The following is a 14123-nucleotide window of genomic DNA, read 5'->3' as shown; positions in this document are numbered from 1 at the left end:
ATGGTTGGGAATGAGCAGTTTATGAAGTAAGGCTGTGTGGACTGCATAATTCATGCAAGTTATACACGTCATCGCGCTGTACTTGATGTATGATTGAAAATCGGCAGGCTAGTCCCTGCCGTTTTTCGTATTTGCTGGAATCAGGAAGAATCGGATCATGTCTGAGTGGCTACTGATTTCATAGATTATTTATTTTATTGATTGAGAGATCAACATATGATGCAACTTCGCTTGTCTCGTATCGCTGTATTGTTTGCAGCGATCGGCTTTGCTGCCGCGCCAGAATTAACCAATATCGCTGCAAACACTGCGTATGCTCAGGAAGCAATGCGTCCGGAGATCGGTCGTATCGTTCAGGCTGCAGGTGAGTTATATAAAGCGAAGAAGTACAAAGACGCGCTGGCTAAAATCCACGAAGCTGACAGTGTCGGTGGTAAGACTGTGAATGAAAATTTCACGATCGAGCGTATGCGCTTGTCGATTGCTTCGGCTGCCAATGATAACGACACAGTGATCCGCTCTGCTGAAACGATCATCTCTGCCGGTAAGCTGCCGTCGAAAGATCAGTTGCAGATGATACAGGTACTGGCAAATGCGTATTTCAAAGCCGGTAACTATGCCAAAGCATCACAATGGTATAGCCGTTACTACGCTGATGGCGGTACTGATCCTTCCCTGCGTCCATACATGATTCAAGCGATGAATCAGGGTGGCGACAGCGCGAAAGCGATGAAGGAAGTGATGAACGATCTGGCTGCAGATGAAAAAGCTGGCCGTACACCAAGCCTGTCTAATCTGGAGTTTTATGCGAATGCGGCATTGAAGCAAAAAGACATGGCGGGCTACACGACTGCGCTGGAAAAGCTGGTTGCGTATCACGGTAAAAAAGAATACTGGGTGAATCTGCTGAATAACGTAGAGCGTAAGCCAGGCTATTCCGAACGTTTGAAACTCGATCTGTATCGTTTGAAACTGGCGCTGGGTCAGGTTAGCAAAACATCTGACTATATGGATTCTTCGCTGATGGCGATTCAGGCTGGTTATCCGGGTGAAGCGACCAAGATCATTGATGCAGGCTATAAAGCTGGTGCTTTAGGTGCGGGCAACGATGCTGAGCGTCATAAGCGTCTGCGTGATATGGCCGCTAAAGCCGTGGATGAAGCCGGTAAAGCTGCTGCGACTGCAGAAGCGGATGCTAAGCAGGCTAAAGACGGTAACGCGCTGGTCAATCTGGGCTTCGCTGCTGCTACGTCCGGTAAGGCTCCGCAAGGTATTGCGTTGATGGAAGAGGGTATCAAGAAGGGCGGCCTCAAGCATCCTGAAGATGCCAAACTGCACCTGGGTATCGCTCTGTTACAGTCAGGTAAAAAATCTGAAGCGATTAAAACGCTGAAATCTGTTCAGGGTAAAGATGGTGTGGCAGACCTGGCACGTTACTGGGTATTGTACGCAGGTCAGAAATAAGTTTGTTCTGGTCGTAAAAAAGGCACCTTCGCGGTGCCTTTTTTTATGCTGCAGGCTGATTAGCCGTGATGCTTTTTGCTGTGTTTGTGGCTGCTATTGTGGTGCGCCACTTTTTGGCGTGCGTTGGATTTACCCACCGGGATTTCCAGGTGCAAAGTCTGGCCAGAACTGACTTGTTCTGACTTCAGCTTATTCCAGGATTTAATATCCGCAACACTGACATGATAGCGTTTTGCGATGCCATTCAGATTGTCGCGCTTGCCTACCTTGTAGCTGATCTGGCGCGTGGTAATTGCCTTTTCTATGACCAGCTGGGCTTTTTCTGCGACTTCGGGTGCGATGTCTTTGTCTTCCGCATGCGCAGATTTCGGTACCAGCAAAGTAGAGCCTGCTTTGACCAGCATTTTGGCAGGGATCATATTGACGTCCCGTAAAGCCTCAACCTTGTGACCCAGCTTGACGGCCAGCGCTTCGATTTTCTCGGTTTTCTGTACGATGTAGGTGGCCCAGCTTGACAGCGGACCTTGCCATTTGCTCAGATTTTCCTTGAACAGCGCAGCATTCTCGGTAGGAAGCAGTATTTTTGTATTGCTGCTGCCGGTAATCACAGGCCGGTTAAACTGGGGATTCAGTGCATTGAACTCTGCCAGCGGTAATTCAGCCAGTTGTGCTGCCACGCGCACGTCGATGTCGCGGGTTTTTTCAACCGGGACAAAGTAAGGCTGGTTTTCCAGTGCGGGTAGGGTGATATTGTATTGCTCAGGATGGGTGATGATATTTTTTACGGCCTGCAGCTTAGGCACATAATTTCTGGTCTCAAGCGGCATCAGGTAAGACATGCTGTCGTAATCCACTGGCAGGCCAGCAGCCTGTTGCTTCTTAATCGCGCGTTGCACTGAACCTTCACCCCAGTTATAGGCTGCAAGCGCCAGTTGCCAGTCGCCAAACATACCATATAAACGTTCCAGGTAATTCAGTGCAGCATCCGTCGAATCAAGCACGCCACGACGGTCGTCCTTGAACATGTTCTGCTTTAGATTGAAGTCTTTTCCTGTCGCAGCCATGAATTGCCACATGCCGCTGGCTTTTGCGGTGGAGATGGCCTGGGGATTGAACGCGGATTCGATAAATGGAAGCAAGGCCAGTTCCGTCGGCATGCCGCGTTTTTCCAATTCTTCAACGACGTGGTAGAGATAACGTGAGCCACGCTGCACGGTGCGCAGTATGTAGTCACTGCGTGAACTGTACCAGGTGGTCTGGCCCGCAACCAGTTTGTTATCCAGATCGGGAATTGCATAGCCGGCGCGGATACGTTCCCATAAATCCAGTTCTTTATTTTCGTAACTGAAGGAGGAAATCTTGAGCGAGCTGTCGATGGGAGCAGAACTGGAGAGGCTGGTTTCCGGTGTAGAGTTCAGGGCGTCCGGAGCGAGGTTTTCTGCCTGGCAGAGCTGAGGAATCGCGAATGCTATCCATGCACTGAGCAATAAGGGGCGGAATGGGTGTCTTAATCGTTTCATAGGCAAGATGATGGCTCATCGACCTTGGTCGACTTTGATTTCAGGATCGTGAGAGTGTACGCAAGTGCAGAAGGCCTAGTCAAGGAAAATGTCATCCGTTTGACATCTTGAGTGATGAGCGAAAATAAGGGGAATATTTCTTAAAAATCGCAACAGAAACACGAATATGCGGATATTTCTGTTGCGCAGTACGCTCAGTGTTTGCGTGGCATGGCAAGGGGTTTTCCCTTGCCAGCCTTAGCTTTCCGGTCGATGAAACTCAGGATTGCATGCAGAAAGCATTCAGTTTATTGCCGTCCAGATCGCGGAAGTAAGCGGCATAAAAACCACTGGTTCCGCGTGGCCCCGGTCCACCCTCATCGCTGCCGCCCAGCGCCAGAGCGGTTTCATACAAGGCCTTGACCTTTTCTGGCGAGTCGACCACCAGTGCCACCATGCTGCCATTACCGACGCAGGCAGGCTGGCCATCAAACGGCTTGATGATGCCCAGGCTGGGTTTGGTCGGGCTGACGCCCCAGGCAATAAACTGTTCGCCTTCCATGATGCGGCTGGCGCCTATTTCTGCCAGTAAGGCGTCATAAAACGCAGCAGCCTGTTCGTAATGGTTAGTACCTAAAGTAACGTAGCCTATCATGCTGTCTCCTGTCTGATGAGGGGGGGGTAAAAAATTTGGCGTTTATTGTTCTGAGCGCGCTTAGTGTATTGCTTATTCTGCTACAGTCGAAGCCTCTGCCGCAGTCTGTTGCGCGGTATCGGTTTCCAGATTGAATTGCAGCGCTGCCAATCGCGCATAGATGCCGCCTTGTGCGATCAGGCTTTGGTGATTGCCGGTTTCGACAATTTTTCCATGTTCCAGCACGAGGATGCGGTCTGCACGCTGCACGGTGGCCAGCCTGTGCGCGATGATCAGCGTGGTGCGTCCCTGCATGGCGCGTTCAAGTGCTTCCTGTACAAGGCGTTCAGACTCCGCATCGAGTGCGCTGGTTGCCTCGTCCAACAATAGCAAAGGCGGATTTTTGAGCAATGCGCGTGCAATCGCAATACGCTGCCGCTGGCCGCCTGAGAGCCTGACGCCACGCTCACCCAGAAATGACTGATAGCCCTCGGGCAGGCGTTCTATAAACTCGTGGGCCGCTGCCAGCTTTGCTGCTGCGATGACTGCTTCATCGCTGGCATCCGGATCGCCATAGCGGATGTTTTCCATCGCATTGGCGGAGAAAATCACGGCATCCTGCGGCACGATGCCTATCGCATCGCGCAGGGTTTGCAAATTGAGCTGGCGGATATCTGTCCCGTTTAGCAGGACGCTGCCTTGCTGTGGATCGTAAAAGCGCAACAGCAATTGAAACAACGTGGTTTTGCCTGCGCCCGAAGTGCCAACCAGTGCGAGGGTTTCACCCGGTGCGATCTGCAAATTGATGTCGGACAGTGCGGCTTGTTGTGGTCGCGAAGGATAAGCGAACTGGATATCTTGTAGCGCCAGGCTGGCACCGTGACGCTGTGCATCCGGTGTGGCGGGCAGTGGCAGCGCTTGTGCAGGATTCTGTATGCTGGATTGTACATGCATCAGCTCCAGCAAGCGCTCGGTGGCACCAGCCGCGCGTTGTGCATCGCCCAGTACCTCCGACAGTGCCCCAAGCGCACCCGCCACAATCGCGGCATATAAAATAAACTGCCCGAGCTGGCCACTGCTCATTTCTCCTTGCATTACGCGGTGCGCGCCCAGCCATAACACCAGCACGATCGCGCCGAAGACCAGCAGTATCGCCAGCAACGTGAGTAAGGAACGTGCACGTATTCTGCGGGTTGCGCTATGAAATGCATACTCTACCGAACCGGCAAAACGCTGTGCTTCCAGCTGCTCGTGCGTAAATGCCTGTACAGTAGGCATGGCATTCAGAATCTCGCCAGCGATGGCCGATGCGTCGGCAATTTTATCTTGTGAATCACGCGACAATTGCCTGACCCGTCGCCCATACCAAATAATAGGTAAGACCACGACAGCCAGCATCACCAGTATCATCAGCGTCAGCTGGGCGCTGGTGATAAACAACATCAGCAGGCCGCCAGCAAACAATAAGATATTGCGCAATGCCATAGAAATGCTGGTGCCGACGACGGTTTGTATCAGCGTGGTATCCGTGGTCAGGCGCGACAGGACTTCGCCGGTTTGCGTGGTTTCAAAAAATTCGGGGCTCTGGGTAACGACATGGGCATACACGCGATTGCGGATATCCGCTGTCACCCGCTCTCCCAGCCAGGACACCATATAGAAACGGGCAGCGGTAGTCACAGCTAGCAGGATGGCAACGCCAAACAAGGCCAGAAAAGTCAGATTCACACTGGATACATTCGCGCCAGCCTGACTGGTAAAGCCCAGATCTATCATTTGCCGGAATGCGGCAGGAATCGCCAGTGTTGCGGCGGCCGCCAGCAATAAGGCGATACCGGCCAGTACAAATTGACGGCGATACGGACGCAGAAATGGCAGCAAGGCGGCCAGAGTACGTATACTGCTGGATTCGCTGCCGGTTTGGCTGCTGGCTTTGTTTCTGTTGGTGTTGCCAGTTGTGGCTTGAGCTTGGCTTGGGTTGTTCATGTTGGCTATTGTGGTTGGCAGTCACCTACATGATGACCGCCTGGTGGTTTTCAAGCTGCCGGGAAGCTTTGGCACTAACCTAAATGCCGTGCGTCAACGTGTTCCCGCTGACAGACGTTGTTGAGCTGTCATTCCTATCAGAAAACTTGCTATGAAAAAAATTACTGAGAGACGTATTCCAGCTATGTTGCTGATGCTGGCGGTGCTGGCACTGAGTGCCTGCCAGAGTACCATGAACCGCGTGAATGACTGTAAAACCGGTGATTGGCAACTGATAGGAAAAAAAGACGGCGGTGACGGGCTGGTGCAGCAATTTGAAGACAGAAAGCGTTTCTGTTCCTTCGTAGACAGTGACAAGATCAGAGAAGAATCTGCTATCCAGTACGCGCAGGGCTGGGTGCTGGGGAATCAGCAATTCTGGTTTCAGTTGGGGCGGGTTGATGGTCGTACCGGATTGGGAGTGGTGAATTATCAACAGCAACTGAAGTCGGAAAAACTCATTGAAAACAAAACGCCGCTGAACCCGGCTTACTATGAGCAAGGCTGGCAGCAGGGTAACCACGAATACTGGTATCAAACCGGCTTCGATGATGGCAAAGCAGGTAAGACCGCAGCCGAAGAACAATCCCGTGCACGCACCGGTGCTGAAATTGGATTCCGGCAAGCGTCTTATCGTCAGGGCTGGCAGGACGGGAATTACAAGTATTGGGAAAATCTCGGCTATCAGGATGCACATGACGGCATTCCGGACAGCCAGCTTTCGCAGCATCTGCAAGCTGCCAAAGAAAAAGATTTGTTAGCGCGTCCTGAAGCCTATCGTATAGGCTGGGACCGCGAAATCATCGAATACTGGCGTCAGCTGGGCTGGACAGACGCGGTCAGCGGGCGCGATGTGAATACGCGCCGTGATGATGCCAAGCGGCGCGGTCTGAAGTTTTTGGAAGCGGAATATAAACAAAAATGGGAGCAGCGCCTGGTTGAGTACTGGACTGAAGTCGGCGCTGCGGATGGCTTTGGGCAGCCGTTTCAGCTCGACCAGCGCATGGCCAGCGCGCGCAGCAATAATGTGTTTGTGATTGCACAGACCCGCGATGCCTATACCCAGGCCTGGCAAAAACAAAATGCAGCTTACTGCACCGTCGATAACGCGTTTGAATGGGGACGTCAGTCTAAAGGCATGGCGGTGGAAGTGTGTCAGCCTGCTATGCAAGGGCGTTTGCAACGCGCTTTGATGAGTGGCCGTGATTTTGAGCAGTTGGCTCGCAGACATGAAAGTACGCATAGAGATTTGCGCGATCATGAACGCCGTTTGCGCGATGTGGAGCGTCAGTTGAATCAGGTGGACGCTGAGATCAAGAAAAACCGGGAAGATAAGAATCGTCAGAATACTCAGGAAAATCAAAACATCGATAGCCGCAATGAGCGTAATAAGAATGACCTGCGCGATCAGTTACAGTCTTTGCGACGTCGCATCGATGACCTGCGCTCCTGGGAATTCCGCTATCAGCAGCAAATGGATAGCCTGCGACGCGATATTTATTTGTAATTAAATCTTAGTCTAAGCCTGAACCTAAACCTAAACCTAAACTCAATCGTTCACTAATTGGCTTGCTGTGCAGCTGACATCCGCCCTGAACCGGAAGTCAGCTGTATTCTTTTGAGCAGTCCATACAAACTTGCCCATCTGGCAAAGAACTTTACCAGAGTCACCTGCGCTGTCCGTCGTGTGCCACTGCGTCTTGCGCGAAATCACCAAATATTTGCTTTTGAATATATCCAACCTCATCCAAGCCTTATATAATCGCGCTACTTGATCGGGAGAGAGCAACCAGCGGTTGCCGCCGAAGGGGCTAATACCCAACAAACTCTCAGGCAAAAGGACCGGTCAACGGGGCGTGAAACACACCCCACACTCTGGAGAGCGGTAGCGGTTCAGAACTGCACTACCCACCGAAGGTGCGCACGGAGGACAGATCCTGTCGCCGTAATCTCTCAGGTACCAGGACAGAGGGGTCAGCGATTGCATCGCATGCAGCGGCGTCTGCGTGCGTTTTCGTTCCTACTCAACTGGTAAAGAGGCATCCATGACGCAAGCAGCGACATCTCTCAAGGTAACTCCCCTCAATGCAGCCCATCGCGCGGCTGGTGCAAAAATGGTTGATTTCGGCGGTTGGGATATGCCAGTCAACTATGGTTCCCAAATTGAAGAACATCACGCTGTACGCACAGATTGCGGCATGTTTGATGTCTCCCACATGTGCGTGGTCGACATTCGTGGCGACAATGTACGCAGCTTCCTGCGCGGTCTGGTTGCCAATAACGTCGATAAACTCCAGGTACCTGGCAAAGCACTGTATTCCTGCATGCTGAAACCGGAAGGCACCGTTATCGATGACCTCATTATTTATTTTTTCAGCGAAAACTGGTTCCGCCTGGTGGTGAATGCCGGTACGGCAGAAAAAGACATCGCCTGGATGAATGCACGTAATGCAGAAACCCAAAGTGGCCTGACTATCACACAACGCCGTAACGGCGAAGGCGCATTTGCACTGGTCGCAGTGCAGGGCCCGAATGCACGTGCCAAAACATGGGAAGTACTGCCAGAAACTCAGGCTGCTTCTGCTGACATCAAACCCTTCAATGCGGTGATCGTTGAAGGTACAAAATTCGGTGAAGTGATGGTAGCCCGCACGGGTTATACCGGTGAAGACGGTTTTGAAATCGCCGTTCCGGCCGAACAGGCTGTCGCGTTCTGGGATGCGCTGGTTGCTGTCGGCGTCAAACCGGCAGGTCTGGGTGCACGCGATACGCTGCGTCTGGAAGCTGGCATGAATCTGTACGGCCAGGACATGGATGAAAGCGTTAATCCGCTCGACGCCGGTCTGGCATGGACCATCGATCTGGTCAGCGAGCGCGACTTCGTCGGTAAACAGGCTTTGCTGGAACAAGGACAAAAAGCACAATTCCTCGGTTTGATTTTGCGTGAAAAAGGTGGCATTCTGCGTGCGCACCAAAAAGTGATTTGCGCACAAGGTGAGGGTGAAATTACCAGCGGCACATTCAGCCCTAGCATGCAGGAAGCGATTGCACTGGCCCGTCTGCCTATGGGTGTGGCAGTGGGCGATACGGTGCAGGTCGTGATCCGTGATAAGCAACTGGCAGCCAGTGTTGTGAAACTGCCTTTTGTCCGTAACGGAAAAGTCCTGGCAGCATAATGTAAGCAGGGGCGTGTGATTTCGCATCACACGCCCGAATTTTTTAGACCTGATTTTAAACACAATAACTGATCAATTTGGAGTCCAGCATGAACATTCCAGCAGAACTGAAATACACCACCTCCCACGAATGGGTACGCGTAGAAGCAGACGGCACAGTCGCCGTTGGCATTACTGAGTTTGCTCAGGATGCATTGGGCGACATCGTTTTCGTTGACTTGCCAAAAGTCGGCACTCAGCTGGAAGCAGGTAAAGACTGCGCCGTGGTGGAATCCGTCAAAGCCGCTGGTGACATCTACGCACCGCTGTCTGGCGAAGTGGTTGCCATCAATGAAGAAGTTAAAGATGCACCGGAATCGATTAATACTGCTGCTTTCAATGCCTGGCTGTTCAAGTTGAAACCAGCGAATGCTGCAGATATCGATGGTTTGCTGAGCGCAGAAGCCTACGCACAAAACATCGGCTGATCTTCGCCCCTGTTGCACCCTTTATCCGGCTCCGGGCTGAGCCTTGGTTCAGCCTGAAGCAGGCATCGCAGCACACCCTTGTTGGTCTGTGTTGCGATGCCTGTATCACAAGACACCCACTTGTCCGCAAAAATCATGACACGTCCTTCTCTTAATGAATTGGAAGCACACGATGCTTTCATCGCACGTCACATTGCTCCGTCTGCTGCTGAACAGGCAAAAATGCTTGAAACCCTGGGTTATGCCAGCCGTGAAGCACTGATCGATGCGATCGTTCCTGCCAATATCCGCCGCCGCGATGTGCTGCCGCTGGCTGAGTTCACAGCTGCCAAATCCGAACAGGATGCGCTGGCTCAGCTGAAAGCGATCGCTGGTAAAAACAAGGTATTGAAATCCCTGATCGGTCAGGGTTATTACAATACACATACGCCAGGCGTTATACTGCGTAACATCTTCGAAAATCCGGCCTGGTACACCGCGTACACGCCATATCAGCCAGAGATTTCTCAAGGCCGTCTGGAAGCGATCCTGAATTTCCAGACCATGATCACCGATCTGACTGGCATGGACATCGCGAATGCGTCTATGCTGGATGAAGGCACGGCAGCGGCTGAAGCGATGACGCTGATACAGCGCGTTGGCAAATCGAACTCCAATGTGTTTTACGTGGCAGACGACGTATTGCCACAAACCCGCGAGATCATCGAAACCCGCGCAACGCCGCTGGGCATAGAAGTTCGTACCTGCACCGGTAACGAAGCGATTGACAACGAATGTTTTGGCGTCCTGCTGCAATATCCTGCAGCGAATGGTGAAATCCGCGATTACGCGGAATTTGCTGCTGCAGTCCACGCTAAAGGCGGCATGGTCATCGTTGCTGCTGATTTGCTGGCACTGACGCTGATTACGCCACCGGGCGAATGGGGTGCTGACGTTGTCGTCGGTAACAGCCAGCGTTTCGGTGTGCCACTGGGCTTCGGCGGTCCACACGCTGGTTACATGTCTACCCGTGATGCATTCAAACGCAGCATGCCTGGCCGTCTGGTCGGTGTGACGGTGGATGCTCAGGGCAAGCCTGCTTACCGTCTGGCTTTGCAAACGCGCGAACAGCATATCCGCCGTGAAAAAGCGACGTCCAATATCTGTACTGCACAGGTATTGCTGGCCGTGATCGCGTCTATGTACGCGGTCTATCATGGCCCGGAAGGCCTGCGCCGTATTGCGCAGCGCGTACAGCGCTACACCACAGTGCTGGCAGCGGGTCTGCAACAGATGGGCCTGAGCCTGGCCAACAGCACTTATTTTGATACTCTGACTGTGAATGTAGCAGATGCCGCAGCAGTGCACGCTGCAGCTCAGGCAAAAGGCTATAACCTGCGTCAGATCAGCGCGAATCAGGTAGGTGTGTCCTTAGACGAAACCGTGAATCGCGACGATGTGATCCGCGTTTGGGAAATGTTTGCCCAGACTAAACCGGTACCGGATTTTGCAGCGGTAGAAGCGACAGTCGCAGACGCGATTCCAGCTAAACTGGTACGCAGCAGCGCCTTCCTGACCCATCCTACGTTCAGCCGTTACCATGCAGAGCATGAAATGCTGCGCTACCTGCGTGGTCTGGCAGACAAGGATCTGGCACTGGACCGTAGCATGATACCGCTGGGTTCCTGCACCATGAAACTGAATGCGACTTCGGAAATGATCCCGGTCACCTGGCCAGAATTTTCCAATATCCATCCATTCGCACCGCAGGATCAGACTGTGGGCTACCGCGAAATGATAGATCAGCTGGAAGCCATGCTGTGCGCTGCGACTGGTTATGCAGCGGTTTCCCTGCAGCCGAATGCAGGTTCGCAAGGTGAATATGCCGGTCTGCTGGTCATCAAAAAATACCATGAGTCACGTGGTGAAGGGCATCGCAATATCTGCCTGATCCCATCGTCTGCACACGGTACTAATCCTGCTTCTGCTGCCATGGTAGGGATGGATGTCGTCGTAGTTGCCTGTGACGAGCGTGGTAACGTGGATCTGGCTGACCTGGCGGTCAAGGCAGAAAAACACAGTGCGAATCTGGCTGCGATTATGGTGACCTATCCATCTACCCACGGTGTGTTCGAAGAAGGCATACAGCAGTTGTGCGAGATCGTGCATAGTCACGGTGGTCAGGTCTATGTCGACGGCGCCAATATGAATGCGCTGGTTGGTGTTGCTGCGCCAGGTCAGTTTGGCGGCGACGTCAGCCATCTGAATCTGCACAAGACTTTCTGCATTCCTCACGGTGGTGGCGGTCCTGGCGTCGGTCCGGTGGCCGTTGGTGCGCATCTCGCGAAGTTCCTGCCAAATCAGAAATCGACCGGCTATGTGCGTGGTGAAGACGGTATTTCAGCAGTGAGTGCTGCACCATTCGGTTCAGCTTCTATCCTGCCTATTTCGTGGATGTACATCGCGATGATGGGCGCGGAAGGCCTGAAGGCCGCAACCGAAACAGCAATCCTGGCGGCGAACTACATCGCCAAACGCCTGGCGCCGCATTATCCGGTGCTGTACTCGGGTCATGACGGACTGGTAGCGCATGAATGCATTCTGGATTTGCGTCCACTGACCGATGCAACCGGCATCTCCAATGAAGACGTAGCTAAGCGCCTCATCGACTTTGGCTTCCATGCACCGACCATGAGCTTCCCGGTTCCTGGTACGCTGATGATAGAACCGACTGAAAGTGAATCGCTGGCAGAATTGGATCGCTTCATCGACGCGATGATCGCGATCCGTGAAGAAATCGCCAAGGTCGCCAGTGGTGAATTCGATGCGAAAGACAATCCATTAAAGCATGCACCGCACACGATAGAAACATTGGTGTCTGCCGAATGGACTCGTGCTTACAGCCGCGAAGTGGCCGCTTACCCGGTCAGTTCTTTGCGTAAGCAGAAATACTGGGCACCAGTCGGCCGCGCTGATAACGTATACGGTGACCGTAACCTGTTCTGCTCTTGCATACCGCTGAGCGAGTATCAGTAATCACAGCGAATCGGCGTTGCGGCTAACACTGCAGCGCTGATTGCTGAGGCTAGTCAAAAAGGGCTGCTGTTCTATGAACGGCAGCCCTTTTTTGAATTGACAGCGTATGCTGACTTGAAAACACCAGATTGACGTCAGAATTGCTTAATATTCGGGATTAAACACAAATAATCCCTGTGGTAGCGCAGGCATTTGAGTGCAAGGTAAATCCAATGAAACATCATTCTTATCGCTGAAATGCAGATCCATTCCTTTAGTACATTGGTCGCGCGCATAGGCTAAGGCCTGTTGCGCATTTTCGTACATAGAAAAATTACCCAAATGCGTGAGTGTAATTCCGCTTTGTATGCGCTGGCAGGAACGCAGTGCATCTATTTGATAGCGTTGATTTCTGTAGCTAATGCTAGTGGAACCTTTGCAATCATTGTCAACTCTGTCGATCACTAGCTTATCCAATAAGACTCTGGCAACGACAATATTGGGTTCATCTCCTTGTTGGGTTTCGTGTATGTGAAACTTTCCCTGGTCATGAATTAAAGCTGCTCGCCAAGCTAAGTTGGATTCAATTAAATCCTTAAGCTGGGATGCCTGACGGACGCTTGTATCGTCAGATGAAGTGCTTACATGATTTCCTGCAACACGAAGTAAATCTGCAGTCCCATAAGTTTTTGTTTTAGAGGATGCAAATATACTTTTCCATACATCTAAAGGGCCTGCCGAATTTGATGTAACCGAATTCATTGCAGCGGCCAGATAAAAAATAGCTGCTCCACAAGTATAGTGAGTACGCCCATTCAATTTGCTGGCCAATGTTTCACCTTCTGCGAGGCTGCAAGCAATCAGGCTTTTAGTGCGTTCATTTTTATATTGTTCAGCGTCGATGATTCCTAGCGTACGTAATGCGTCTTGCGCTGCTGCATCCGCACCGCCCTCAAATAACCAGATTGGCTCTTCGCGCTGGATTTTCCATTGTTCAGCATTCCATAAATGAAAAAGTTCATGTGCTAAGAAACTGATCAGTTGCGTAGTCTGCGCCGTATTTTCTTGTTCCCAAACGTGTCCCATTAAATTGAGACGTACCATACCAGGGTTGGTGTCGCCGCGAAAACCGGCATTTTTATTGGGTGTATTGGGGTCGAATGAAACCACGATCCAAGGTCTTTTCTTTGCTTGGGAGCCGAACTTCTTTGAATACAGATTCATCAGTGCAGCTACTTTTTCATTCAGTGTGTGCGCAATCCAAGCAGGTAATTCTTTATCCAGAGTGATGCTGTAAGCATTTTTTTCTGTGGTGTCAGTTTGTCCTGCGACGATGTAGGTGGCTGCGTCGTTTGTGCTCCAGGCAGTCTTTCCTTGAGCTACTGTATGTCCGAATACCACGCCATGAGTAGTGAGGCTTACTGTGCCGCCGTCTGCGGGAAGCAGATATTCTGAGTAAATCTGCGCAGCGCGCCCATCGCCAAATAAGATGACCGGAGAGTAAACCCTGTCCATTAAGCCATCCCGCTCAAACGGATTGAGCTTGACGGAAACCCAGTTTTGTTCTTTTGGAAATATTAAAGCAGTACCGTCATCGTTCAGGCGCGCACCATTTAACGGGGTCCAGGTTTTTAATCGTATTTCACCGTTACCTGTGAAGTGCAGCGTGTCAACCGCTTTAGATAATTGGAATCGGGCTTCGACGCTTTTGCTTTCAGTGTTAAAAGTTAAGCTGATCTTTGCCGTTTGCGCGAATGTCAGGGATGTTGAGAGAGCACATAGCAATGTCAATAATGTGACTGTCCCAATTCTCATTAAAAAATTTATTGCTCTCGAGTCTAATGCAATCATTGTTGATCACCCA

Annotated in this window: 9 protein-coding genes and 2 riboswitches; of the genes, 5 read left to right on the top strand and 4 right to left on the bottom strand. The window is 51.7% G+C overall.

Going from position 1 to position 14123, the window contains the following annotated elements:
- The first annotated feature begins 216 nt into the window (after positions 1 to 216).
- Positions 217 to 1464, top strand: coding sequence for a tetratricopeptide repeat protein (locus tag EYB48_RS18340; RefSeq protein ID WP_162021832.1), 1248 nt, complete (start codon positions 217 to 219; stop codon positions 1462 to 1464).
- A 59-nt stretch (positions 1465 to 1523) separates the two neighbouring features.
- On the opposite strand, the gene EYB48_RS18335 is transcribed toward EYB48_RS18340, so the two are convergent.
- The 3 genes from EYB48_RS18335 to EYB48_RS18325 form a co-directional block, all read right to left on the bottom strand.
- Positions 1524 to 2984 (bottom strand): transglycosylase SLT domain-containing protein, encoded by a 1461-nt coding sequence (locus EYB48_RS18335; protein ID WP_162021831.1) that lies wholly within the window; start codon positions 2982 to 2984, stop codon positions 1524 to 1526.
- A 259-nt stretch (positions 2985 to 3243) separates the two neighbouring features.
- The gene (locus tag EYB48_RS18330) at positions 3244 to 3618 is read right to left on the bottom strand and encodes a VOC family protein (RefSeq protein ID WP_162021830.1); all 375 of its coding nucleotides are present in this window, start codon (positions 3616 to 3618) and stop codon (positions 3244 to 3246) included.
- Between the two features lie 72 nt (positions 3619 to 3690).
- Positions 3691 to 5583 carry an ABC transporter transmembrane domain-containing protein gene (locus tag EYB48_RS18325; RefSeq protein WP_162021829.1) on the bottom strand — a complete coding sequence of 631 codons (1893 nt, stop codon included), beginning with the start codon at positions 5581 to 5583 and terminating at the stop codon, positions 3691 to 3693.
- Positions 5584 to 5734: 151 nt separating this feature from the next.
- Here EYB48_RS18325 and EYB48_RS18320 point away from each other — a divergent pair, with 151 nt between their 5' ends.
- The 4 genes from EYB48_RS18320 to gcvP all read left to right on the top strand — a co-directional run bounded on the left by EYB48_RS18320 (position 5735) and on the right by gcvP (position 12280).
- A complete protein-coding gene (locus tag EYB48_RS18320; protein ID WP_162021828.1) occupies positions 5735 to 7129 on the top strand; it encodes a DUF2799 domain-containing protein in 1395 nt (464 codons plus the stop codon).
- 259 nt (positions 7130 to 7388) lie between these two features.
- Positions 7389 to 7477: riboswitch (glycine riboswitch) on the top strand.
- Between the two features lie 10 nt (positions 7478 to 7487).
- Positions 7488 to 7601: riboswitch (glycine riboswitch) on the top strand.
- 66 nt (positions 7602 to 7667) lie between these two features.
- Complete coding sequence (gcvT, locus tag EYB48_RS18315) at positions 7668 to 8798, top strand: glycine cleavage system aminomethyltransferase GcvT (protein WP_162021839.1); 1131 nt, start codon at positions 7668 to 7670, stop codon at positions 8796 to 8798.
- An 89-nt stretch (positions 8799 to 8887) separates the two neighbouring features.
- Complete coding sequence (gene gcvH / locus EYB48_RS18310) at positions 8888 to 9265, top strand: glycine cleavage system protein GcvH (RefSeq protein ID WP_162021827.1); 378 nt, start codon at positions 8888 to 8890, stop codon at positions 9263 to 9265.
- Between the two features lie 135 nt (positions 9266 to 9400).
- Positions 9401 to 12280, top strand: coding sequence for an aminomethyl-transferring glycine dehydrogenase (gene gcvP, locus EYB48_RS18305; RefSeq protein WP_162021826.1), 2880 nt, complete (start codon positions 9401 to 9403; stop codon positions 12278 to 12280).
- Between the two features lie 144 nt (positions 12281 to 12424).
- Here gcvP and EYB48_RS18300 read toward each other — a convergent pair whose 3' ends face one another.
- Positions 12425 to 14110 (bottom strand): hypothetical protein, encoded by a 1686-nt coding sequence (locus EYB48_RS18300; RefSeq protein ID WP_162021825.1) that lies wholly within the window; start codon positions 14108 to 14110, stop codon positions 12425 to 12427.
- Positions 14111 to 14123 lie beyond the last annotated feature (13 nt).

This window comes from Cognatundibacterium crateris (genome assembly GCF_010078235.1).
Lineage (GTDB): Bacteria > Pseudomonadota > Gammaproteobacteria > Burkholderiales > Burkholderiaceae_D > Undibacterium > Undibacterium crateris.
This window is presented reverse-complemented; position numbering and strand designations above follow the sequence as displayed.

Coding starts and splice junctions, on each gene's coding strand:
- EYB48_RS18340 (WP_162021832.1), top strand. CDS start 217: ATGATGCAACTTCGCTTGTCTCGTATCGCTGTATTGTTTGCAGCGATC.
- EYB48_RS18300 (WP_162021825.1), bottom strand. CDS start 14,110: ATGATTGCATTAGACTCGAGAGCAATAAATTTTTTAATGAGAATTGGG.
- EYB48_RS18335 (WP_162021831.1), bottom strand. CDS start 2,984: ATGAAACGATTAAGACACCCATTCCGCCCCTTATTGCTCAGTGCATGG.
- EYB48_RS18320 (WP_162021828.1), top strand. CDS start 5,735: ATGAAAAAAATTACTGAGAGACGTATTCCAGCTATGTTGCTGATGCTG.
- EYB48_RS18325 (WP_162021829.1), bottom strand. CDS start 5,583: ATGAACAACCCAAGCCAAGCTCAAGCCACAACTGGCAACACCAACAGA.
- gcvH (WP_162021827.1), top strand. CDS start 8,888: ATGAACATTCCAGCAGAACTGAAATACACCACCTCCCACGAATGGGTA.
- EYB48_RS18330 (WP_162021830.1), bottom strand. CDS start 3,618: ATGATAGGCTACGTTACTTTAGGTACTAACCATTACGAACAGGCTGCT.
- gcvP (WP_162021826.1), top strand. CDS start 9,401: ATGACACGTCCTTCTCTTAATGAATTGGAAGCACACGATGCTTTCATC.
- gcvT (WP_162021839.1), top strand. CDS start 7,668: ATGACGCAAGCAGCGACATCTCTCAAGGTAACTCCCCTCAATGCAGCC.